At 71.2% G+C, this 23328-nt stretch carries 17 protein-coding genes; 4 read left to right on the top strand and 13 right to left on the bottom strand.

All coding sequences use genetic code 11. The features are described 5' to 3' along the window. Window positions 1-8 precede the first annotated feature (8 nt). From AB0K00_RS15010 to AB0K00_RS14985, 6 genes are read right to left on the bottom strand one after another with little or no spacing between them, the layout of a single operon-like run. A complete protein-coding gene (locus AB0K00_RS15010) occupies window positions 9-806 on the bottom strand; it encodes a carbohydrate ABC transporter permease (protein ID WP_363520613.1) in 798 nt (265 codons plus the stop codon). 10 nt (window positions 807-816) lie between these two features. Then, window positions 817-1731, bottom strand: a complete 915-nt coding sequence (locus tag AB0K00_RS15005; protein ID WP_363520610.1) for a sugar ABC transporter permease — start codon at window positions 1729-1731, stop codon at window positions 817-819. A 50-nt stretch (window positions 1732-1781) separates the two neighbouring features. Then, entirely contained in the window at window positions 1782-3053 is a 1272-nt protein-coding gene (locus AB0K00_RS15000; RefSeq protein ID WP_363520607.1) for a sugar ABC transporter substrate-binding protein, read from the bottom strand. 34 nt (window positions 3054-3087) lie between these two features. After that, complete coding sequence (locus AB0K00_RS14995; RefSeq protein ID WP_363520604.1) at window positions 3088-4092, bottom strand: LacI family DNA-binding transcriptional regulator; 1005 nt, start codon at window positions 4090-4092, stop codon at window positions 3088-3090. Between the two features lie 30 nt (window positions 4093-4122). After that, a complete protein-coding gene (locus AB0K00_RS14990; RefSeq protein ID WP_363520602.1) occupies window positions 4123-7431 on the bottom strand; it encodes a discoidin domain-containing protein in 3309 nt (1102 codons plus the stop codon). Window positions 7432-7457: 26 nt separating this feature from the next. Next, complete coding sequence (locus tag AB0K00_RS14985; RefSeq protein ID WP_363520600.1) at window positions 7458-9215, bottom strand: beta-L-arabinofuranosidase domain-containing protein; 1758 nt, start codon at window positions 9213-9215, stop codon at window positions 7458-7460. Window positions 9216-9430: 215 nt separating this feature from the next. Here AB0K00_RS14985 and AB0K00_RS14980 point away from each other — a divergent pair, with 215 nt between their 5' ends. Continuing rightward, window positions 9431-10456 carry a LacI family DNA-binding transcriptional regulator gene (locus AB0K00_RS14980; protein WP_363520598.1) on the top strand — a complete coding sequence of 342 codons (1026 nt, stop codon included), beginning with the start codon at window positions 9431-9433 and terminating at the stop codon, window positions 10454-10456. Here the strand turns inward: AB0K00_RS14980 and AB0K00_RS14975 are convergent. Then, complete coding sequence (locus AB0K00_RS14975; protein ID WP_363520596.1) at window positions 10427-10798, bottom strand: GntR family transcriptional regulator; 372 nt, start codon at window positions 10796-10798, stop codon at window positions 10427-10429. The genes AB0K00_RS14980 and AB0K00_RS14975 overlap by 30 nt on opposite strands. Window positions 10799-10845: 47 nt before the next feature. Next, window positions 10846-11229 (bottom strand): helix-turn-helix domain-containing protein, encoded by a 384-nt coding sequence (locus AB0K00_RS14970; protein ID WP_363520594.1) that lies wholly within the window; start codon window positions 11227-11229, stop codon window positions 10846-10848. 148 nt (window positions 11230-11377) lie between these two features. Here AB0K00_RS14970 and AB0K00_RS14965 point away from each other — a divergent pair, with 148 nt between their 5' ends. Together AB0K00_RS14965 and AB0K00_RS14960 are read left to right on the top strand one after the other, a co-directional pair. Continuing rightward, the gene (locus tag AB0K00_RS14965; RefSeq protein WP_363520592.1) at window positions 11378-11935 is read left to right on the top strand and encodes an NAD(P)H-dependent oxidoreductase; all 558 of its coding nucleotides are present in this window, start codon (window positions 11378-11380) and stop codon (window positions 11933-11935) included. A gap of 107 nt (window positions 11936-12042) precedes the next feature. Beyond that, window positions 12043-13272, top strand: a complete 1230-nt coding sequence (locus AB0K00_RS14960; RefSeq protein WP_363520589.1) for an acyltransferase — start codon at window positions 12043-12045, stop codon at window positions 13270-13272. A gap of 16 nt (window positions 13273-13288) precedes the next feature. Here AB0K00_RS14960 and AB0K00_RS14955 read toward each other — a convergent pair whose 3' ends face one another. The 5 genes from AB0K00_RS14955 to AB0K00_RS14935 all read right to left on the bottom strand — a co-directional run bounded on the left by AB0K00_RS14955 (window position 13289) and on the right by AB0K00_RS14935 (window position 18876). After that, the gene (locus AB0K00_RS14955) at window positions 13289-14101 is read right to left on the bottom strand and encodes a carbohydrate ABC transporter permease (protein ID WP_363520586.1); all 813 of its coding nucleotides are present in this window, start codon (window positions 14099-14101) and stop codon (window positions 13289-13291) included. Then, window positions 14098-14958 (bottom strand): sugar ABC transporter permease, encoded by an 861-nt coding sequence (locus AB0K00_RS14950; RefSeq protein ID WP_363520583.1) that lies wholly within the window; start codon window positions 14956-14958, stop codon window positions 14098-14100. The genes AB0K00_RS14955 and AB0K00_RS14950 overlap by 4 nt, the downstream gene beginning before the upstream one ends. Before the next feature lie 2 nt (window positions 14959-14960). Further along, complete coding sequence (locus AB0K00_RS14945) at window positions 14961-16253, bottom strand: sugar ABC transporter substrate-binding protein (RefSeq protein WP_363520581.1); 1293 nt, start codon at window positions 16251-16253, stop codon at window positions 14961-14963. A 126-nt stretch (window positions 16254-16379) separates the two neighbouring features. Then, window positions 16380-17630: an acyl-CoA thioesterase/bile acid-CoA:amino acid N-acyltransferase family protein gene (locus AB0K00_RS14940; protein WP_363520578.1), complete on the bottom strand. Its 1251-nt coding sequence runs from the start codon at window positions 17628-17630 to the stop codon at window positions 16380-16382. Between the two features lie 49 nt (window positions 17631-17679). Then, window positions 17680-18876 carry a hypothetical protein gene (locus AB0K00_RS14935; RefSeq protein WP_363520576.1) on the bottom strand — a complete coding sequence of 399 codons (1197 nt, stop codon included), beginning with the start codon at window positions 18874-18876 and terminating at the stop codon, window positions 17680-17682. A gap of 225 nt (window positions 18877-19101) precedes the next feature. Between AB0K00_RS14935 and AB0K00_RS14930 the strand changes: the two genes are divergently transcribed. Continuing rightward, complete coding sequence (locus AB0K00_RS14930; protein WP_363520574.1) at window positions 19102-22824, top strand: IPT/TIG domain-containing protein; 3723 nt, start codon at window positions 19102-19104, stop codon at window positions 22822-22824. Window positions 22825-23328 lie beyond the last annotated feature (504 nt).

Here is a 23328-nt window from a genome sequence, read left to right as displayed (position 1 = left end):
AAGTCGCGCTATCCGCGCAGTGCGCCCGACATGAAGCCCCGGACGTAGCTGCGTTGCAGGACGAGGAAGAGCAGCAGGCAGGGCACCGCCATGAAGGTGACGCCGGCCTCCAGGGCGGCGTAGTCGATGGCGCCGAACGAGGCGGTGCGCATGTTGACCACGGCGAGCATGACGGTGAACTTGGACGTGGAGTTGAGCAGGATGAGCGGGGCGAAGAACTCGCTCCACGAGGTGAGGAACGCGAACAGCCCCACGGTGATCAGCCCGGGCCGCACCGCGTGCAGCATGACGCGGGTCAGCGCGCCGAAGCTGTTGCAGCCGTCGATGAGCGCGGACTCCTCCAGCTCCTTCGGGATCGCCTCGAACGCGTTGCGCATCATGAAGATCGAGAACGGCAGCTGGAACATGATGAGGACCAGGCTGAGCCCGAGCAGCGAGTCCTGCAGCCCGATCCAGCCCAGCAGCACGTACAGGGCGATGAGGATGGTCGCGTAGGGCACCATCAGGATCGCCAGGGTGAGCAGGAACAGGGCGTTCTTGCCGGGGAAGGTGAACCGGCCGAAGGCGTAGCCGCCGAGGGTCGCGACCAGCAGCGTGCCGCCGACGGTGAGCGCGCACACGGTGAGGCTGTTGACGACGTGCTCGACGCGGATGCCGTTGTCGGACGTGAACAGCCGGCGGTAGTTCTCGGTGCCGAAGCCGGTCGGGGTGCGCACCGACGCCCACGCGCTCCACAGCAGCGGGAACAGGAACAGCACGGCGAGGGCGGCGCCGGTGACGCCGAAGCCCGCGTTGCGAAGTTTCACGACGGCTCCACTACTGCGATCGGCGGCGCAGGACGCCGAGCTGGATGGCGTTGAACACGACGAGCACCCCGAGCAGGACCACCGAGATGGCCGCCGCGGAGCCGAGGTCCAGCTCGATGAAGGCTTCCCGGTAGATGACCATCACCAGCGACGTGGTGCTGTTGTCGGGGCCGCCACGGGTGAGGATCCAGAACTGGTCGAAGGCGAGCAGCGAGCCGGTCACCATGAGCGTCAGCACCAGCGCGATGGTCGGGCGCATCAGCGGCACCGTGATCCGGCGGAAGATCTGCCAGCGGGTCGCCCCGTCCAGGCGGGCCGCCTCGTACACGTCGAGCGGGATCGCCTGCAGGCCGGTGAGCAGGATGAGCATGTTGAACCCGGCGAAGCGCCACAGCACCAGCACGACCGCGGACCCGAGCGCGGTGTTCGGGCTGCCGCTGGTCCAGGACACGTAGGCGTCTCCGACCAGCAGGTTGTTGACCGGGCCGATCTCGTCGCTGAGCAGGCCGAGGAACAGCAGCGACGCGCTGGCGAAGCCGACCGCGGCGGGCAGGAAGAACGCGGTGCGCAGCAGCCCGACCCCGCGCCGGCGGTGCTGCACCATGAGCGCCAGCCCGAACGACAGCGCGAACAGCAGGACCGTGACGACCACCGTGTACTTCAGCGTGAACCACACGGCGGTGCGCAGCAGCTCGTCGTCGCCGAGCCCGGCGTAGTTCTCCGGCGCGTTCAGGGTGGGCGCGCCGAGCAGCGGCCAGTGGTGCAGGGACATCCACACGACCAGCCCGAGCGGCACGACGAAGAACATGCCCACCACGAACGCGGTCGGCGCGGCGTAGAGGGCGCCGACCCACTGCTTGTTGCGTTTCCTTCGCGGCGGCGCCGACGGCAGGACCGTCGGTCGCGCTGGCGCCAGCAACGTCATCATCTTCTCCGGGACGGGGGCCCGCCTCTGGTGAAAGGCGGGCCCGGGAGCTACTTCTTCAGGGACGCGGTGAGCGCGGTGGCGCCGTCACCGAGGGACTTCTGCGCATCGCCGAACAGCGCGCCGCGGAACGCGGTGTTCCACGGGCTCTGCGGGTCGTTGTAGGTGGCGTTGAAGTTCTTCGCGTACGGCGTCTTGCCCTTGCCCATCAGGTTGTTGATGGTGACGACGCGCGGGTCCGCCTGGGAGTACTTGTTCGAGGCGAGGTCGGTGCGCGTCGGCACGCCCTTGCCCTTCGCGACGACCTCGACCTGGGCCTCGTCGCCGAGGGTCCAGGCCAGGAAGTCCCAGGCCTGCGCGGCGTGCTTGCTGGTGGCGCCGATGCCGATCGAGTCGCCGCCCACGAACGTCGACTCGCCCCCGTTGATGCCGCTGATCGGCGCGATGCCGACCTTGAAGGCGGCCTTCTCCTCGATGATGCCGAGCCACGCCGACGGCGCCGGGGCGATGCCGATCTTGCCGCTCTGCAGCGCGCCGAGCCAGGTCGGGCCGGCCTCGTCCTTGGACGCGGGTGCGGCGACGCCCTCGTCGTACAGCTTGCGGTACAGGGCGAAGACGTCCGCCATCTCCTTCGAGTCGATGGTCGAGGCGGTGCCCTCGGCGTTCATCACGTCGCCGCCCGCGGCCCACACCGACGGCCACAGGGTGAACACGTTGCAGCCGCCGCAGTTGCCGCCGAAGTAGGTGCCGTTGATGTCCCCGCCGAGCTTGTCCACGGCGCGGGCGGCCGCGGCGAACTCCGTCAGGGTCGTCGGCGGCTTCTCCGGGTCGAGGCCGGCCTTGGTGAACAGGTCCTTGTTGTAGAGCATCACCGACATGTCGATGGTGTGCGGCACCGCGTAGTTCTTCTTGTTCCAGGTGCCGTTGCGCACGTGCGCGGGGGCGACCTTGTCCTTGACCGGCAGCGCGTTGAACTTGTCGGTGATGTCCAGCCACAGGCCCTGCGAGGCGTACTGCGGGGCGAACACCACGTCGGAGGCGAACAGGTCCGGCAGGGCCTTGGCACCAGCGGCGGAGGCGAGTTTCGCCGGGTACTCCTCGTTCGGGTATGCGGTGACCTGGACCTGGTTCTTGTGGGTGGCGTTGTAGGCGGCCGCGTAGGCCTTCGACACGGACTCGGTGGCGGCCCGGGTCCACATGGTGAGGGTGGCCCCGCTGTCCGCGGCCTCACCGCCCGCCGCCGGCGAATCCGAGGAGCCGCCGCAGGCGCCGAGCGCCAGCAGCAGGGTGGCGGCGACGGTGCCGCTCAGTAAACGCTTCAAGGTCTTCCTCCTGACACATTGTTTGTGAGCGCTATCAAAAAGCAAGAGCGGAAGTGCTTTCACGCACGACGAGGTCGGGGGCGGACCGGTGCTGCCCGGTCTGCCGCACGCCCGCCGCGATCTGGGTGACGAGCAGGTGCATGCTGCGCCGGCCGAGCTCGGCGAAGTCCTGCCGGACGGTGGTCAGCGGGGGCTGCAGGTACGGCGCCTCCGGGATGTCGTCGAACCCGACGACGCTGACCGCGCCCGGCACGGCCCGCCCGGCCTCGTGCATGGCGCGCAGCACACCGATCGCCATCTGGTCGTTGCCGCAGAACACGGCGGTGACCGCCGGGTCCGCGGCGAGCGCGCGGCCGGCGGCGTAGCCGGACCGGGCGCTCCAGTCGCCGGGCAGCGCGACCGGCACCGGCAGGCCGGCGTCGGTGAGCGCGGCCTGCCAGCCGGACATCCGCTCGCGGGCCTCCGGCCACTCGGGTGGGCCCGCCACGTGGTGCACGGTGCGGTGACCCAGGGCGATCAGGTGCCGGGTGGCGAGCCCGGCGCCGGCGGCGTTGTCGACGGCGACCATCGGCACCTCCGGCATGGCGTGCGAGTCGATGCCCATGCCGACGATCGGGACGTGCGCCGGCACGTCGAGCAGCGAGCGGCCCAGCGCCGTCCAGGCCGCGGCGACCGGGGCGAGGGTGATGATCCCCTCGACCGCCTGTTCCCGCAGCCGGCGGATCGCTTCGGAGACGGAAGGCACGTTCAGCTCCCTGGCGCTCGCGATGCTGACGAAGTAGCCCGCTTCCCGGGCCGCGCGTTCGATGGCGTGGACCATGAACGACGGCCCGAACAGCGTGGTGTCGAAGGTGACCAGGCCGACGGTCTGCGACCGGTTGGTGGCGAGGGTCCTGGCCGCGACGTTGGGCTGGTAGTCCAGCGCCCGCATCGCGGCCAGGACCCTGGCCCGGGTCTCCGACCGGACGCTCGGGTGGTCGTTGACCACCCGGGACACGGTCTGGTGGGACACCCCGGCGAGGTGGGCGACATCCCGCATCGCCGGGGGCCTTCGTGCGGTGTGCATCTGCTACGGACCGAATGCTTTGACTTCGAGGAGGCCGACCGACGCCGTTCCGCTCTGCAGCAGCACCCGCAGCCTCGTGGTGCTCACCGCCGTGAACGTCACGTGGTTGTACTGGTTGAGCCCGACCGGGTAGCCGGACGCCCCGGCGACGTCGACATAGGCGGTGCCGTTCCAGTACTGCAGCTTCCACGAGGCGGGCAGCCGCACCCCGCCGTTGTCGTCGAAGAAGTAGACGTCGGCCGAGTTCAGCGTCTGCGCGCCGGCCCACGTCAGCAGGCCCCACTGCTCACCTGTGTTGGGCCAGGTGCCCCAGCGCGGGTTGACGGTGTCGTTGGAGCTGGGCGGGTCGATGCCGTCGTTGAGGGCGGCGACGCTCTCCCACGCCGAGGTGTACGACGCGGTCGGCGTCGCGCCGATGGCGAGGTTGCCGCCGCCCGTCGGTGGTGGCACGGTCCCGCCGCGGTTGTAGACCTTCACCTCGGTCAGGCCGGTCTTGAAGCCCGACGCATGGGTGACCTGCACCCGCAGTCTCGTGGTGCTGACCGCGGTGAAGCGGGCCACGTTGTAGTTCGCCCGCGGTGTGGCCGGCGTCTTCACCTGCGACGCCACGTTCACCCAGGCGCTGCCGTTGTAGTACTGGACCTGATACGTGCTGGGCTGCCGGTAGCGGTTGGTGGCCCGGTCGTTGCGGAACCACAGCCGCACCTCGTCGACCGTGCGGGCCTGCCCGAGGTTGAGCTCCAGCCAGTCGGTGGCGTTCGGCGAGCCGTAGGTGCCCCACTGCGGTTCGTTGATGGGGAACCCGTCGACCGCGTTCGCGCCGGCGGTGCCGCTGGCCGTGTAGGACGCGGTGGTGGCCACGCCCTGCGCGTAGTTCGGCAGGGTCGAGGTCAGGTCGACGCCGGCCTTGTTGAACATGTCGACCAGCTGGGCGCTGTCCTGGCTCACCTGGGTCGGTGCCTGCAGCCCGGCGTAGGCCGCGCTGAACTGCACGGTCGCACCGCCGCCGGCGGGGAAGGTGACCGCGCCGGTGGCGGGGTTCCAGACCAGGCGGACCAGCTTGTCGACGGTCGCCACCCGGGTGCCGTTGACGAAGATGGAGTAGCCCTGCGGGATCCCGCTGTACTTGACGACGCCGTCGGCCGGGTCGTCCCACACGACGCTGAGGTCGGCGTTGCGGTAGCGCAGGTTGTTGGCCGCGAAGTTCGGCCAGCCGATGTTGAGCGGGCTCAGTTCGACCTGGTTGTCGTTGCGCGGCCGCAGCCCCATCACGTCCTCGATGACGGTCCAGTTGCTGCTGCCGAGGATGTTGTGGTGGATCCAGGACCGGTAGTCGATGTTCTTGGTCCCGGCGTTCCAGTCGGCCCAGAACTCGTTGGCGTCCGGCCACTGGGTGCTGCCGCCGATGTACTGCGCCCAGGCGTTCCAGTACAGCAGCTTCTTGTAGTCCTCAGTAGACATCCACTGGTTCGGGTAGTTGCGCAGCACGGAGGAGTACAGCCGGAACTGCACCGTGGAGTTGATGGTGGAGAAGTTGTTGCTGCCGGGTGAGCCGGCCGCGGCGGCGGCGGCCTTGTCCTTCTGGTTGGCGGTGAAGAACGGGAACACCGGGTATTCGGCGGGGTCGGCGAACAGCCGCAGCGCCTGCTTGTACTCGTCGGTGTTGGGCATCGCGCCGACGGAGAACGGGTAGTAGTTGTTGATCTCCTTCCACGGCACGAGCGTGTTGGTCGACACGTGCCGGTGCTCGATGAGCTTGTTCGTCGAGTCCCACAGCGTCGACACGATGGCGTTGCGGATGCGGTCGGCGATGGCCTGCATCTCGGCGGCCTTCGTGGTGTTGCCGATCGCCGTGTACGCCTGGGCCGCGGCAAGCGCTCCACTGTAGACATACGCCGACTCGGCCCGGTCCATGTTGCCGGAGCGCCAGTGGAAGGACACCGCGTCGGCGTCGTTGCCGGTGAGCGCGCCCCAGTCGTATTCGATGAGGCCGTTGTTGTTGTGGTCGTAGAAGGACAGCTGGCCCTTCACGTCACCCTCGGCGTACTTGGCGAGGTTCCCGGCGATCGCGGGCTGCCCGCCGTGGATCTGGTAGCTGCGCCAGGCGGCCTCGGCGATGTACTGGGTGTAGCTGTTGGACCAGTTCTCCGGGTCGCCGGGGTTGTCCATGAAACGGCCGCCCTTGGAGACCTGCCCGACGGACAGCCAGGGACCGTAGGAGTAGGCGGCGTTGCGCAGGTACTTGAGGTCGTCGATGTGCATCGGCTGGGTGAGCACGATCGCGTTGTTGTAGCCCAGCGCGCCCTCCACCGATGTCGGGAACTGGAAGTCCTGCCCCGGGATGTCGACGTCGAGGTAGTTGAAGCGCATCAGCCACCAGCGGTAGTAGATGTTCTTCTTGATGGCCGGCTCGGGCACGTCCAGATACGGCACGTTCAACGCCCACCAGCGGTTGTACTCCCGCACGTGGGTGGAGAACGCGGTCGCCGCGCTGTAGCCCTTGTAGGCGTTGTACTCCGTCAGCGAGTCGGGGAGCTCGTTGGCGATAAAGCCCAGCAGCACCTTGGTCGTGACCGTGGCGCCGGCCGCGATCGTCACCGATCGGTTGAGCCCGCCGCTGGTGGCGGTGAACCCGTCCGCGGACAGCCGCGGGAACAGGGTGGTGAGGTTGTTCTTCACGTTCACCTGGCCGGTCAGCTCGTTGCCGCTGCCGGAGGTGGCGTAGGGCGAGGTGACCCGCAGCGCGATCGTCTGCGACGCGGTGCCGGTGTTGGTGATCGCCAGGTTGTCGACCGCGACGTTGTTCTGGGTGATGAACTTCGTCTGGTTGATCCGCAGGGATCCGTTGGTGTGCACGCTCTTCCAGTGGCTCGGCGCCTGCCAGCGCTGCGAGACCTGCTCCGACCAGGTGCCCGTGCCGGCGGTGACGGTAAACGCGCCCTGGCCGTTGATGCTCTCCCAGTAGGCCACGTCGCCGCCGAAGCCGAGCGTCGCCGGGCTGTGCGTCTTCATGAACACGCCCCGGCCGCGGCTCATCAGCCAGGTGCCGGCCGGGTCGTTGCCCGGCCGGGCGAGCAGCCGGTCCATCCAGTAGTCGGTGCCGCCGCTCTCCGCGTCGAAGATGGCCTGCATCGTGTTGCCGGTCGTCATGGCGACCGGTGGCGCGGGCACGGCGGGCCCGCCGAACGTCGGATAGCCGATGGTCTGCGCCGCGGACGCCGGTTGGGCGGCCAGGGTCGCGGCACCGATGGAGCCGGTCAGGACGGTCGTCAACGCGAGTGCCAGCCTGAGTTTCCAGCGGGGGTGTGGCATCGCGTCACCTCCATTCGGGTGGGGGGTCAGGGGGTGGTGGGCAACCAGATCCGCATCGTGGAAGGTCCGCGCCGCGCCCAGCGGTGGTAGGGCACGAGGGTGACCACGATCGGCTCGGAGCTTTCGGGGGTGTCGTTGCCGCTCTGGTACGGCCAGTCGCGCTCGACCGGTCGGATCAGGCGGCCCTTGACGGCGGTGGCCTCGGGCGCGACGGACGTGTCGACCTGGATGTCGTCGAGGGTGACGCCGTCCTCCTGGTCGACGGACTCCGCACACATGACGACCGGGCCGACCTCGACCGCCGCGCAGCCGCGGGTGGCGTCGACCCGGGGGTCGGGGAACGTCCAGCGGGGCTTCATGGGCAGTTCGAGGCGCACCTGGTCGCCGTCCCGGGCCGGCGCGGTGCCGTGCGCCCAGGCCGGCACCCGCACGGTGACGGCCCTGTCGGCGGTGACGACGACGCTGCCGCCTTCGGGGTAGTCGGTGCTGACGGTGAGTCGCGTCCCGTCGCCCTCGACGGTCATCGGTGCGTAGTGGTGCACCTGCACGCCGGCGTCGTCCTCCGTCACCAGGTAGGTGCCGAGCGAGGCGAGGAGCCGGGCGACGTTGTTGAGGCAGCAGGAGACCTCGAACCACGGCGCGCGCGGCCCGCCGCCGAAGCGCAGCTGCTCCCGGTCCGGCGGCACCGCCTCGGTGGGGGTGCGCTGGTGCAGGGTGTTGGCGTAGAAGAAGGCCTGCCCGTCGTCGGCGACCGCGGTGGCGATCACGTTGTGCAGGACCCGGTCCACGATGTCGCCGTAGCGCAGGTCGCCGGTCGCCAGCAGCAGGCGGTGCGCCAGCATGACGGTGGCGACGCCGGCGCACGTCTCGGAGTAGGCGCGGTCCGGTGGCAGCACGAAGTCGTCGCCGAACGACTCGTCGAGGTGCCGGGAGCCCATGCCGCCGGTGATGTACGTGCGCCGGGCCAGGGTCCGGTCGAACTGCCCGGCCACGGCGCGCAGCAGCGCGTCGTCGCCGGTCTCCACGGCCACGTCGACGGCCCCGGCGGCGAGGTACAGCGCACGGACCGAGTGCCCGTGGAACACCTCGCCGTCGCGCACCGGCACCGCGTCCTGGAAGTACCGCCACCCGAACTCGTGCTCGGGCAGGCTGCGGTGCCCGCGCCGGTCGACGAACCGGGCGGCCTGGTCCAGGTAGCGCTGCTCGCCGGTGACCCGGAACAGCTCGACGAGCGCCGTCTCGATCTCCGGGTGGCCGCAGATCCTCGCATCGGCGAAGGTGTCGCAGATGTGGTCGGCGGCCCGGCGGGCCACCGCGAGGAGGCCGTCGGCCCGGCCGGTGCGGGCCGCCGCGACACCCGCCTGGATCAGGTGGCCGGCGCAGTACAGCTCGTGGCCGAAGTTCAGGTCGCTGTAGCGCTCCGGCTGGCCGGGCCGCCCGAACGCGGTGTGCAGGTAGCCGTCGGCGGCCTGCGCGCCGGCGATCATCGCGGTGAGCTCGTCCAGCCGCGCGTCGTAGTTCGTGCCGCCGGGGCGCACCGACTCCCAGCACATCGCCTCGACGTGCTTGTACACCTCGGAGTCGGAGAACTCGCGGCCGCGGCGGCGCGAAGTGCCGGTGCCCGTGGCGGCGAAGTTGCCCGTCCAGCCGAGCCGGTCGAGCCAGGTGCGGCAGTGCTCGATCGTGGCGCTGCCGTTCACCGCCTGCCGCTGCGCCCAGAACCCACCGGTGATGCGGACCCGCCGCGGGTCGACGGGCCGCAACGTCCCACGGGAAGGGAACACCGGCCCTCCACTGCCCACCGTCACCCGGCACCGCCTTCCCACTTCACGAAAACCTTTTCGGAAGAATGGCAGCAGCACATCGTGCTGTCAACGGTCGATTTCCAACGCGTTCCAGGCAGCGTCTGACCTGCCTGTCGGGTTGTGACGGTTGTGACACGCAACCGAGCATGTGTATGCTCGCCGAAAAGTTTTCGGTCTTTGACGGAAGGACGCCGGTGAGCAGGAAACGCGCGCAGGTCACCCTCACCGACGTCGCCAAGCTCGCCGGTGTCTCGGTCGCGACCGCCTCCAAGGCGCTCAATGCCCGCGACGAGGTGGCCCCGGCGACGCGGCGACGGGTCCAGCAGGCCGCCGAGGAACTTTCATTCCAGCCCAACGTCCTCGCGCGCGGCCTGATCTCGGGCAACACCCGCACCATCGGTCTGCTCACCGACGAGCTGTCGGCCGCCCGCTTCGCGATCCCGGTCCTGCTCGGCGCCGAGAACGCGCTGGGCAACGAGCAGATGAGCGTGCTGCTCTGCGACGCCCGCGGCGACTCGATCCGCCGCCAGCACTACATCCGCACGCTGCTGGCCCGGCAGGTCGACGGGTTCATCATCCTCGGCGACGCCAACGACCTGCGCCCCTCACTGACCCGCAGCATCCCGGTGCCGGTGGTGTACGCCTACTGCGAGTCCGACGACCCGGCCGACCTGTCCGTCGTGGCCGACGACGCCGGCGGCGCCCACCTGGCCGCCGAGCACCTCGTGTCGCTGGGCCGCAAGCGCATCGCCCACATCACCGGCGACCACGGCTACCGCGCCGCCCGCGACCGCGCCCTCGCCTTCGCCTCCGGCCTGTCGTCGGCGGGGCTCGCACTGATCGGCGAGCCGCTGTTCGGGCAGTGGTCGCAGCGCTGGGGCCGGCACGCGACGTCCCGGCTGCTCGCCGCGCACCCCGACATCGACGCGATCTTCTGCGGCAACGACCAGATCGCCTCCGGCGTCACCGAGGCGCTGCGCGACCTGGGCCGCACCTGCCCCGACGACGTGGCCGTGGTCGGCTACGACAACTGGGAGGTGTTCGCCACCGAGTGCCGCCCGCCGCTGACCACCGTCGACCTCAACCTCGAGCAGCTCGGCGCGACCGCCGTGCGGCACCTGTTCGCCGCCCTCGACGGCGACCAGCACTCAGGCGTGGTGCGTCAGCCCGGCCGCCTCGTCGTGCGCGAGTCAACCGGCGTCGCCCCGGCGGGCCGCTAAGGCGGATTCGGCGATCCGTAGCGCCTCACCGGCGTCGAAGCCGACGCTCGCGACCACGCCCGCGTAGTCGGCGGCGGCCCGCCGCACCCGCTCCCGCACGTGCTCCCCCGCCGCCGACACGAAGGACCCGGCCCTCCCCCGCGTCTCGATCAGCCCCGCCTCCTCCAACTCCCGGTAGGTCCGGGCGACCGTGTTGACCGCCAGCCCCAACTCGGTGGCCAGGCCGCGGATCGTCGGCAGCTTGTGTCCGACCGGCAACGTCCGGTCCTGGATCTGCTGCGCGAACTGGACCCGGAGCTGCTCGAACGGCGGCACGGACGAGGTCGCGTCGATGACGAACATCGCACCATCGTCGTCGGTGCCGCCCGCAGCCGCGACGGCGGGTCGCCTCAGTCGTGACTGCGGGTGGCCCGGTGCTCGATGACGGTCCGGCCGTGCGCCTCGACCCACCGGACCAGGCCGTCGATCGGGTCGAGCAGGGTGCGCCCGAGCGGGGTCAGCGCGTACTCCACCCGCGGCGGCACCTCCGCGTGGACCTCGCGGGACACCAGGCCGTCGTGCTCCAGGTCCCGCAGCGTCTTGGTGAGCATCCGGTGCGAGATGCCGTCGATCTCCCGCTGGATCTCGGTGAACCGCCGCCGCTTGCCGACGAGCGTGGCGACGACGACGAGCGTCCACTTGTCACCGATCGTGGTCAGCAGACCGCGGACCACCGAACGCAGCTCGTCGTCCCGGCATGTGGACGACTCGCTCACGGTGCCCGGAATCATCATCGCAGCTCCCTTCCAAGACGCACCTGAAAGTGCGTGCCGCACCTAATAGTGCTGATTTCCGACCGGGAATCCAGCGTATTGCAGGACCGCTCTCACCGGTACGGGCGGCCGCGCCGCCGCCCGCCGCATCCAGTGAGGAGTCCAGCACGTGACCAGGATCGCCATCATCGTCGGAAGCGTCAGGCCCGGCCGGTACAGCCGGCGCGTGGCGGACTGGGTCTACGAGACCGCCGCCCGGCGTGACGACGCCGAGTTCGAGATCGTCGACCTCGCCGACCACCCGCTGCCGCACCTCGACGAGCCCGTGGCCGCCTCCGCCGGCCAGTACGCCAACGAGCACACCAGGGCGTGGTCGTGGGTCATCGACGGCTTCGACGGCTACGTCTTCGTCACCCCGGAGTACAACCACTCCACCACCGGGGTCCTGAAGAACGCCATCGATTACCTCTACGCCGAGTGGAACAACAAGGCCGCCGGGTTCGTCGGCTACGGCGTGGTCGGCGCCGCCAGGGCGGTGGAGCACCTGCGGCTCATCGCCGCCGAGCTGCAGCTGGCCACGGTCCGCTCGCAGGTCGCCCTGTCGTTCTACACCGACTTCGAGAACTTCACCGCGCTCACCCCGAGCCGGCCCCAGATCGACGCCCTGACGTCCACATTGGACCAGGTCGTCGCCTGGTCCGACGCCCTGGCGAAGCTGCGCACCTGAGCCGCCGGCCCGGCGGCGGCCGAGGGGGACCGCCGCCGGGCCCGACCCGGTTGACGCCGCGGCGCGCCCTGGCGATCCTGGTGTTGCCGGCGACACGGGGAGGCGAAGTGGCGGCACCGCAGGAGTCCGCACCGATACCGGAGACCGGGACGCGGCAGGTCTCCCGGCGGCCGGAGCTGGACGCGATCCGCCTCGTCGTCGTGTTCGGTCTGGTGTTCTTCCACGCGGCGCTGGTCTTCGACACGCGCGACGACTACTACGTCAAGAACGCGACTACGACCGAGGCGACCACCTGGATCGCCGGGCTGTGCGTGGTCTGGGCGATGCCCGCGCTGTTCCTCATCGCCGGGCTCGGGTCGTGGCACTCGATCCGCCGCCGCGGGGCGGGCGGCTTCGTCCGCGAACGGCTGCTGCGGCTCGGTGTGCCGCTGGTGTTCGCGACGCTGACCATCCTGCCGCTGCCCCCGTGGCTGCGCCTGAAAGCCGCGGATCCCGGCTACGACGAGTCCTATCCACGGTTCCTGCTGCGGTTCTTCGACGTCCACCTGAGCCTGTCGGACTTCCCGTTCGTCGTGCGGGGCGAGTTCTTCGAGAGCGGGCACCTGTGGTTCGTGGTGCTGCTGCTGGCGTTCTCGTTGCTGCTCGCCCCGCTGACGGCGTGGCTGCCGGCCGGTCGCGCGTCGCGGATCCGCGACGCCGTCGCCGGCGCGACGGCACGACGGGGCGTCGTGCTCCTGCCGGCGTTGCCGCTCGCGGTGGTCGGCGCCGCCCTGGGCATGGAGGAGTCGTTCGCGGGCTGGAGCCGCTGGGCGTATCTGCTGTTCTTCCTCTACGGATTCGGGCTCGCCGCCGACGACCGGTTCCGCGCGGCGATGCGCCGAGACGCCGTGCCCGCGGCGGTGGCCGGTGTCGCGCTCTTCGCGGGCGCCGGCGTCGCGCTCGACACGGCGGGCGGCGATCCGTTCGTGGACATGACGGCCCACGCGGCCGTCGCGCGGGTGCTGTTCGCGCTGGCCGGCTGGTGCTGGCTGGTGGCGATCCTCGGCCTCCTCGACCGGCCGGCACCGGCGCCGGCACCCGCCGGACCCGCCCCGGACGGCCGGCGCACCCGGCGCCGCCAGGTGTACGCCTACCTGGGCACCGCTGCCCTGCCCCTCTACGTGCTCCACCAGCCGATCGTGGTGGCGACGGCCTACGTGGTGGTGCAGTGGCAGGTGCCGGCGCCGGTCAAGTACCTGACGATCGTCGCGTCGTCCTTCGCGATCATGTTCGCCGTCTACGAGCTCGGGGTCCGCCGCACCCGGCCGACCCGCCTGCTGTTCGGCATCCATGACTGACGGCGTGCGGCAGCCGTCAGCCCTTCAGCGCGCCCTTGACGAAGCCGCGCACGTAGTACCGCTGCAGCAGCAGGAACAACAGGACGCAGGGGACGGCGGCGGTGACGACACCGGAGAGCAGGGTGCCGTAGTCGACCGCGCCGAGGCTGCCGGACTGCAGGTTGAACAGCGCGACCGGCAGCGTGAACTTCTCGTCGTCGGTGATGAAGATGAGCGGCGCGACGAACTCGTTCCATGAGGCCAGGAACGAGAACAGCGCGACGGTGACGATGCCCGGCACGACGCCGCGCAGCAGGACGTGGCGCAGCACGCCGGCCGGGCCGCAGCCGTCGATGAGGGCGGCCTCGTCGAGCTCGACCGGCAGCGCCTCGAACGAGTTGCGCATCATGAACAGCCCGAACGGCAGCTGGAACATCGCCAGGACCAGGGCGAGCCCGAGCAGCGAGTTCTGCAGGCCGAGCCAGTCCAGCATGATGTACAGCGGGATGAGGATCGTGCTGTGCGGCACCATCAGGATCGTCAGGGTGAGCATGAAGAGCAGGTTCTTGCCGGGGAAGGAGAACCTGGCGACCGCGTAGCCGCCGAGCGTCGTGGCCACGACGGTCACCGCGACGGTGACGAGCGCGACGAACGCGGTGTTGGCCATGTAGACCGGCAGGCCGCTGCCGTAGTCCAGCAGCCGCCAGTAGTTGCCCAGCCCGAGCGGGCCGGTGCCGGTGCGGCCGCGCAGCGAGCTGTACAGCGCCCACAGCATCGGGGTCAGGAACAGCACGGCGAGCGCCGCGCAGGTGAGGTGGAAGCCGGCGGCGCGGGTCCGGGACCGCTTCATGTTGGTCTCCTGTCGGTGCTCGACCCGCGCAGGAACCGCACCTGGGCGCCGTTGATGACGTACAGCACGGCGAGGATGCCCACGGAGATGGCGGCCGCGCGGCCCAGGTCCTGGGAGGTGAACGCCTCGCGGTAGATGCCGATGACGACCGTCGCGGTGCCGTGCCGGCCGCCGGTGAGGATGAAGAACTGGTCGAACGCGAGCAGCGAGCTCGTCACCAGCAGCACCAGGACCAGCGTCATGGTGGGGCGCAGCAGCGGCAGCGTGATGCGGCGCATCATCTGCCAGCGGGTGGCGCCTTCGAGGGTGGCCGCCTCGTACAGCAGCGGATTGATCGACTGCAGTCCGGCCATGATGATGACCATGTAGTAGCCCGCGAACTTCCACGTGATGAGCAGCGCCGTGGAGAACAGCGCGTGGTTGCCGTCGCCGAGCCAGTCGAGGCCGTCGCCGCCGGACAGCCGGGCGAGCACGTTCAGCGGCGACGAGTCCTGGTTGAACATGCCGTAGAACAGCAGGCTCGCCGAGGCCAGGCCGACCGCGGCGGGCAGGAAGAACACGGTGCGGAACACCGCGACCGCCGGCCCGGGGCGCTGCACGAGCAGGGCGAGCCCGAACGCCATCAGCGTCACCAGCGCCGTGGCGATCACCGTGTACTTGAGGCTGAAGACGATCGCCCGGGCGAAGAGCGGCTCGCGCAGCGCGTCGTAGTTGGCCACGCCGTTCGGGGCCGAATCACCCAGCAGCGGCCAGTCGTTGAGCGACATCCACACCATCAGGCCGAGCGGGGCGACGAACAGCACCGCCACCAGGATCGCCATGGGCAGGGCGTACAGGAAACCGGTGGAGCGCCGCACACTCAGCCTCCGCTCAACGAGGCGGTGATGCTCGCGTTGTGCCGGTCCAGGGCGGCGGACACGGAGCCGGTGCCGAAGATGGCGTCGGCGACGGCGGAGATCCACGGGCCGTTCGGGTCGTTGAAGGTCTTGCCGAACGCCACCGCGTACGGCGTCTGCCCCTTGCGCGCGATCTGCGTGAACGTCACCAGCCGCGGGTCCTGCTGGGCGTAGACGTTGTCGTCGAGGTCGTTGCGGACGGTGACGTAGCGGTTCTTCGCCACGACCTCGACCTGCGCCTGCTCCGACAGCGTCCACGTGATGAAGTCCCACGCCTGGTCCGCGTGCCGGCTGTTGGAGCTGATGCCGAGCACGTCACCGCCGAGGAACGACGAGGCGCCGCCCTCCAGGCCGGGGATGGCGGCGACGCCGACCTGCAGCCGCGACGCCTCCTCGATGTTGCGCAGGGCGGTGGCACCCATCGGCTGGATGCCGACCAGGCCCTCGCTGAACGCCTGCGTCCACGACGGCCCGCTCTCGTTCCGGGCGGCCCGGGGCGTGAGGCCCTCGGCGTACATCTTCCGGTACAGCTCGAAGACCTGGGCCGCGTCGGCGCTGTTGAGCAGGGCGGCGGTGCCGTCGTCGGTGAGCACCTTCGAGCCGGACGCCCAGATCATCGGCCACGACGTGGCGAACATGCAGTCGGGGCACGCGCCGCCGAAGTTGAACCCGTGCACGCCGCCGCCGAGCGCGGTGAGCTTCGCCGCGAACTCGTGCAGCTCCCGCAGGCTCGCCGGCGGCTTGTCACCGTCGAGCCCGGCCCGGATGAACAGATCCTTGTTGTAGAACAGGGCGGCCAGGTCGATGTCGTGCGGCACGCCGTAGGTGCGGCCGCCGTGGGTCACCGCCCGCATGTGCGACGGCGCGAGATGCTCACGGAACCCCAGCGTCCCCACCCGCGCGGTGATGTCGGTGAACACACCCTGCGAGGCGTAGTTCGGCGCGTAGACGACGTCGATCGCCAGCAGGTCCGGCAGCTGGCGGGTGCCGGCGGCCGCGCCGACCCGCTGCTGGTAGGAGTCCGCCGGCATGACCGTGAGCTTGACCTTGTTGCGGTGGGTCCGGTTGTACTCGTCGATCAGCGCCCGGCTGAACGCCCCCGTCAGTGACCGCGTCCACATGGTGAGGACGGTCGCGTCGTCGACGGCGGCGGTGCCCGTCGGCGCGGGCCCGTCATGGGCGCGCTGGCAGGCGGGCATCGTCAGCATGGCGACGAGCGCCACCGCCCAGCGCCACCCGGATCCGCGTGCTGCCATTGACCGCCTCCGCTCCGAGCGAATGTTAGCGATCACAAAGATGTTGTCAACACCACCGTCAGGACGTTAATTCTTGGTACTTCCACCGTCGGCCGCCGATGTGAGCGTTCATCCGCAGCAGCCGGCTCAGGCGGCCAGGAAGGCGAGGGCCTTCGGCCAGCCGTCGCTGCGGGCCGCGGCGTCGGCGTCGCGGGTGCCGCCCAGCGTCCTGGTGACACCGGTGTCCGGGGAGCGCTGCGCCGTGCCCGCTGGGAGGTACGGGAAACTGCCGACACCGTGGCCGGCCTCCGGATAGATCATGGCCCGGTGCGCGGCCGTGACGTGGGCGTCGTCGAGGCGCCGCATGATCCGCTGTGCCTGCGCCGCCGATCCCCACACCGTGTCCTTTCCGCCGGCGACGGCGAGGACCGGGCCGGCCACGTGGGCGACCGGGATGGCGGTCCGCGGCACCGGGACGCCGCCGATGGTCCACGCGTCGCCACCGCCGGGGAAGCTGGACGCGACGGCGTCGTTGGGTGCGTACAGGACGGCGCCGCGGACGAGGTCCGGGTAGGACTCGGCCAGCAGCAGCGCCGCCTCGGCGCCGCGGGAGTAGCCGTTGACCACCACCCCACCGGGATCGGCCCCGGGCTGCGTGCGCAGCAGCCGCGCCGCCGTCACGAAATACTCCAGCGGCACGTCCCGCAGCGTTTCGGGCAGGCCGGTTGCACCGAAGTACGCCAGGGCCAGCGCCGGGTGGCCGTGCGAGGCGAGCAGCGCCGCGTCGTACCGCCGGCCGACGCCGCCCTCGGAGCCGCCGAGCAGCAGCACGCCGGGGCGTCGTACGGCACCCGGGGGCGGCAGGAACAGCACGCCGGCCACCCCGTCGACGCCGAGCGTCAGGGTGCGGTGGGTCCCGCCGGTCGCGATCCACTGCCTCGTCACGGTGCGCGCCGCGATCTCCCGGCCGGCCACGGTCACGGTCAGCCGGACCTCGAACGCCCCGGCCGCCTCGGGGTACCCGGGGCTGAACCAGGTTTCGTCCGGGTCGCCGGTCGGCGGTCGCATCGACCAGAACAGGCCCATGCCGTCGGCGCCGCCGTAGGAACCCGACACGGGCGCGGAACGCTCGAGGTCCACGACGCCTTCGCCGTCGGCGGCGAAGGTCGCCTCCCCGCGCCAGCGCCGGCCCTGGGCGTCGGTGGCGTGCGAATCGACGGTCACGGCCTCGCCGTCGCGCAGGCCCGACACCCGCACGTGGACGGGCTGATCGGCCAGGGCGACCGGCGCATCCACGTCGATCGTGGCGTGCGTCGAGTGCTGCGCCGAGCACCCCGCGGCGGCGCCGGACGCGATCACGACGGCGGTCACGCCGGCGAGCCAACGGCGAACGCCCATGCGGTCCACGATAGGCGCAGTCGCTCCACGCTGGACGGCCTGGAAGGCGTCAGATGACGGTGTGGGTCCAGTAGGCGATCCACAGCGCGAACAGCACTCCCTGCGTGCCGGCGAGCACCGCGGTGAACGCCGTGTCGCGTTCCCGGCCGGCGGTCGCGCCCGCCAGCACCGCGGCGAGGGGGAAGGCGACCAGCAGGTACCGCAGCAGGCTCCGGTACACCACCGGCCCGATGGTCATCGACGCGAGAACCAGCAGGACGGTGTACACCGCGTACGCCGGGTGCAGCCACCACAGGCCGGCGACGGCGATTGCCAGCACCACCAGCGCGACGTAGAGGCGCGTGCGGTCGATCGGCGCCACCTCCTCGCACAGCCCGGTCCAGATCGTGCGCAGCGGGCTCTGCGGCTCGATCTGCCAGCCGCGCCGCTGCTCGTTCTGGTAGTCGAACCAGTCGCCGACCCGCCAGCGGCTGTATGCCATGAACGTCAGCCAGCCGGCCGGGACCAGCAGCAGCGGCCAGCCGGCCCGCAGGTGGGCCAGCAGCGCGCGGGGGCCGAGCCGGTAGCCGCGCTCCCGCAGCAGCAGCATGGCGAGGGGCACGACGACGAGGAAGCCGACGGACCGGCTCATCGACAGGAAGTAGCCGATGACGCCCACGAGCAGCCACTGCCGGCGCTCGGCGTGGTAGAACGCCGCCACGGCCAGGCACACGAACAGCGACTCGGTCAGCGGGGCGTGGAAGAGGAAGCCGGCCGGCATCAGCGCCAGGTACCGGCACGCGCGCCGGGCCGTCGCGTGGTCGTCGGGGCCACCCGAGTCGCCGAGGACGAGCAGCGTCCAGCGGTACAGGTAGGACAGCAGCACCACGTAGGCGGCGGCGCTGATCAGCAGCAGGGCGAGTTCGGTGTCGCCGCCGAGCGGGACCGCGACGGCCTTGGCCAGCACGGGGAACAGCAGCGGGAACCCGGTGTGCGTCCAGCCGCCCCACGGCACCTCGGCGAGGTCGCGGTACTGGAAGGCGTCCCAGGCGAACCACATCGAATACCAGACGTGCGGCGAGACCGCGGCCTGGTCCTGCAGCATCTGCGCCTCAGCGGACGGCGGGCCGACCCCCGCGCCCTCCAGGGCCTGCCGCACCAGGATGCCGAGCAGGCTCAGCGCGACCCTGGAGACGGCGAACACCAGCAGGGCGTACCGCCAGTGTGGCGGCACCCGCGAGCCCGTCCGCGCCAGCCACTGCATCATCGAGACCGGACGGTACCCAACCGGCCGGCCCGGGAAGGGTCCCTTCCGGGGCTTTTGCGCTGAGATGTGTTTCACCGTCGATGCGGACAACCTCCGGCGGCACCTTGGGGCTCACGTGTCACGCGTGCATCGCACCACCGCCACGAAGATCACGGATTTAGGAAAAATCTACGCATTCTCGACTACCTTGCAGGTGATATCTGCAGTCGGTGTTTCGGGGGAACCATGTCCGCTTCGTACCGGGTCTGGGCGGGCGTGTTCGCCGCCGGCCTGTTCGTCCTGTCATCGGCGGTGGCCGCGACGCCGGCGCAGGCGGTGTCCGGCGCGGCGCGGCTCGTGCAGGCCGCCGAGGTGCCGGTCGTGGCCGCGGTGAGCCCGACCCTGGGCACCACGGGCACGCCGGTCACCATCACCGGCACCGACTTCACCGGCGCGACCACGGTGACGTTCGGCGGGGTCGCCGCCACCTCGCTCGTCGTCGTCAGCGCCACCCAGATCACCGCCACCGCGCCGGCACACGCCGCCGGCGCGGTCGACGTCGTCGTCACCACCGCGCTGTGCGGCCCGTCCACCGGCGGGCCGCAGTTCACGTACGCGGCGCAGCCGGCCGTGTCGTCGCTGTCGCCCAACACCGGCAGCACCGCCGGCGGCACCTCGGTGACGATCACCGGCACCGCCCTGGCCGGCGCGTCCGCCGTGACGTTCGGCGGCGTGAACGCGACCTCGTACACCGTGGACGGCGCGACCCAGATCACCGCGGTCAGCCCGGCCGGCACCGTGGGCGCGAAGAACGTCGTGGTCACCACCCCGGGCGGCACGTCGACCGCGACGCCGTTCACGTACGCCGTGCCCGCGCCCGTGGTCGCGTCGCTGTCGCCCAGCAGCGGCAGCACCCTCGGGGGCACGTCGGTCGTGATCACCGGTACCAACCTCACCGCCGCGAGCGCGGTCACGTTCGGCGGCGTCAACGCGACGTCGTTCACGGTCGACAGCAGCACCCAGATCACCGCGGTCAGCCCGGCCGGCACGGCGGGCGCGAAGAACGTCGTCGTCACCACCCCGACGGGCCCGTCGGTGGCCGTCACGTTCACCTACCAGCTGCCGTCCGCGCCGGTGGTGTCGTCGCTGTCGCCGACCACCGGCACGACGCTCGGCGGCACCTCCGTCGTCGTCACCGGCACCGGGTTCACCGGCGCCAGCGCCGTCACCTTCGACGGCGTCAACGCCACCTCGTACACCGTCGACTCCGCGACCCAGATCACCGCGGTCAGCCCGGCGGGGGCGGCGGGCGCTAGGGACGTCGTCGTCACCACCACCGGCGGCAGCTCGACGGCGGTGTCGTTCACCTACGTCACGCCGACGCCGGTGGTGTCGTCGCTGTCGCCGACCACCGGCACGACGTACGGCGGCACGTCCGTGGTCATCACCGGCACCGACCTCACCGCCGCCAGCGCGGTCACGTTCGGCGGCGTCAACGCGACGTCGTTCACGGTCGACAGCAGCACCCAGATCACCGCGGTCAGCCCGGCCGGGACCGCGGGCGCGAAGAACGTCGTCGTCACCACCCCGGGCGGCAGTTCGACGGCGGTCAGCTACACGTACGTGGTGCCGACGCCGGTGGTGTCGTCGCTGTCGCCGACCACCGGCACCACCCTCGGCGGCACCTCCGTCACCATCACCGGCACCGGGTTCACCGGCGCCAGCGCCGTCACCTTCGACGCGGTGAACGCCACCTCGTTCACCGTCAACTCCGCGACCCAGATCACCGCGGTCAGCCCGGCCCGCACCGCGGGCGCGAAGGACGTCGTGGTCACCACCGCCGGCGGCACCTCGGTCGCGGCGACGTTCACGTATCAGTTGCCCCCCGCGCCGGCGGTGACGTCGCTGTCGCCGACCAGCGGCACGAACCTCGGCGGCACCTCCGTCGTCATCACCGGCACCAGCTTCACCGGCGCCAGCGCCGTCACCTTCGACGGCGGCAACGCCACCTCGTACACCGTCGACTCCGCCACGCAGATCACCGCGGTCGCGCCGGCCCATGCCAACGGCGCCGTCGCCGTCGCCGTGACCGGGCCCGGCGGCACCGGCAGCCTGGCGTCCTCCTACACCTACGCCGACCCGCCCGCGCCCGTGATCACCGCGCTGTCGCCGGACAACGGCCCGGAGGCGGGCGGGACCAGCGTCGTCATCACCGGCACCGACTTCACCGGCGCCAGCAAGGTGACCTTCGACGGCGTCGACGCCGCGTCGTACGTCCTGGACAGCGCCACCCAGATCACCGCCGTCAACCCGGCGGGCACCGGCACCGTCGACGTCGTCGTGGAGACCTCGGCCGGGGCCTCGGCCGCCGGCGTCACGTATGAGTACAAGGCGCCGCCGGTCCTGTGCTGCTCGTCCCCGAGCCAGGTCAACATCGCTGGCGGGGACACCCACACCGTCACCGGCCTCCGCCTCGACACCATCACGAAGGTCACCGTCGACGGTGCGGACGCCTCGTTCACCAAAATCAACGCGACCTCGTTCACCTTCGTGTCGCCGGCACACGCCGCCGCCGACGTCGACGTCGTCGCCACCGGACCCGGCGGCCTGTCCAATGCCGTGACCCTGCACTACGACGAGACACCGACGATCACCTCGATCTCGCCCGCGACCGGCGACGGCGCCGGCGGCGACACCGTGACGATCACCGGGACGAACCTGATCGGCGTCGGCCAGGTGTCGTTCGGCGGCACCTTCGCCGACATGAGCACGCTCAACGGCGGCCACACCGACACGTCGTTCACGATCACCACGCCGTCCCACACGGACGGCATGGTGAACGTCGCCGTCTACGCCTACGGCGGCCAGGCGACGGAGGTGAACGGGTTCGAATACCAGAGCGGCAGCGTCGCCGCGGCGGCGGTCGGCGTCAAGTACAAGCTGGTACCGGAGGCGGCGGGCGCCTGCCTGGCCGCGCCGAGCGTGACCGCCCACCCGACGGCGCAGACCGTCGCGTTCGGCAGCCCGGTGACCTTCACCGCCGCCGGCTCCGGCAACCCGACGCCGACGGTCCGCTGGCAGACGTCCGCCGACGGCAGCACCTGGACCGACGTGCCCGCGGCGACGAGCAGCTCGCTGACCTTCACGCCCGGCGAGGCGGACGCCGGCAGGCAGTACCGCGCCGTGTTCCACAACTCCTCCGGCGCCGACGCGGTGAGCGACCCGGCCGCCCTGACCGTCAACCCGGGCGCACCGGGCGCACCGACCGGCGTCGTGGCGACGGCGGGCGTCTCGTCGATCGCGGTGAGCTGGACGGCACCGGTCACGCACGGGACCCCGGTCACCGGGTACCTCGTCAGCGCGAACCCGGGCCCGGCGACCTGCACGGCCACCGCGCAGGAGACCGGCTGCGTCCTCGGCGCGGAGGCCGGCAAGAGCTACACCGTGGCGGTCGTGGCCACCTCCGCGGCCGGCAACTCCGCCGCCGGACCGGGCCAGGCCGCGATCGCCCCGACGGCGCCGACGGTGCCGTCGACCCCGCCCGACACCGACCTCACCCTGACCACCGACAAGGGCGCCATCAAGACCGCCGAACCGGGCGAGCAGATCGTGGTCATCGGCACCGGGTTCGCGCCGCACTCCACGGCGACGATCACCATCTACTCGGATCCGGTCGTCCTCGGCACCGTCGTCACCGACCAGGACGGCAACTTCACCAAGGCGGTCACGGTGCCGCCGGCCCTGGCGGCCGGCGCGCACACCCTCGCCGCGCAGGGCGTCGACCCCGACGGCAACCCGCATGCGATGAAGCTCAGCGTCACCGTCGCCACGTCCGACCTGGCCGTGACCGGCGCACCCGTGGCTCGCCTCGCCGTGTCCGGCCTGCTCATGCTGCTCGCCGGGATCTGTGCCCTGCGTGCCGGCCGGCAGCGGCGCCGGTACGGCCGGCACGAGGTCGTTGCCGCCTGAGCCCACTCACCTGACGATGTCTGGCTCCTGGTCCGGGGTGGACCGCGCGAGGACCACCCCGGCGCCGAGGGTCGCCAGCACCGCGACGCCCAGCAGCAGCCCGGAAGCCTCGTCGACCCGGTCGTACACGGTGGAGAACTGGGCACCGGCCGTGCCGGCGGCCACGCCGAGCAGCGCGCCGGCCGTGACCATGCCGCCCTTCCAGAGCACCGTGGCCGGGATCGCGGCATACAGCGCGAAGACCAGCCACCGGTCGGTGGTGTCCAGGCGGACGTACGGCTCGCCGGTCGCGGTCCACACGACCAGCAGCAGGCACCCCGCGGCGACGACCACCCACGGCCAGGACAGCCGGGTCGGCGCGGACCGGACCAGCACGATCACGAGCGTCAGCGCGGCGACGCCGAACAGCACCAGCCCGACGATGAGCGGCCACCGCATGTTGTCCACGCGGTCCGGGCTGCCGAGCAGACTGACCGGCCCGGCGGCCGCGCCGACGCAGTACGC

It is taken from the genome of Dactylosporangium sp. NPDC049525 (assembly GCF_040676755.1).
Taxonomy (GTDB): domain Bacteria; phylum Actinomycetota; class Actinomycetes; order Mycobacteriales; family Micromonosporaceae; genus Dactylosporangium.
Note: the sequence above shows the minus strand (reverse complement) of the source record. Positions and strands in the feature narration are given on the sequence as shown.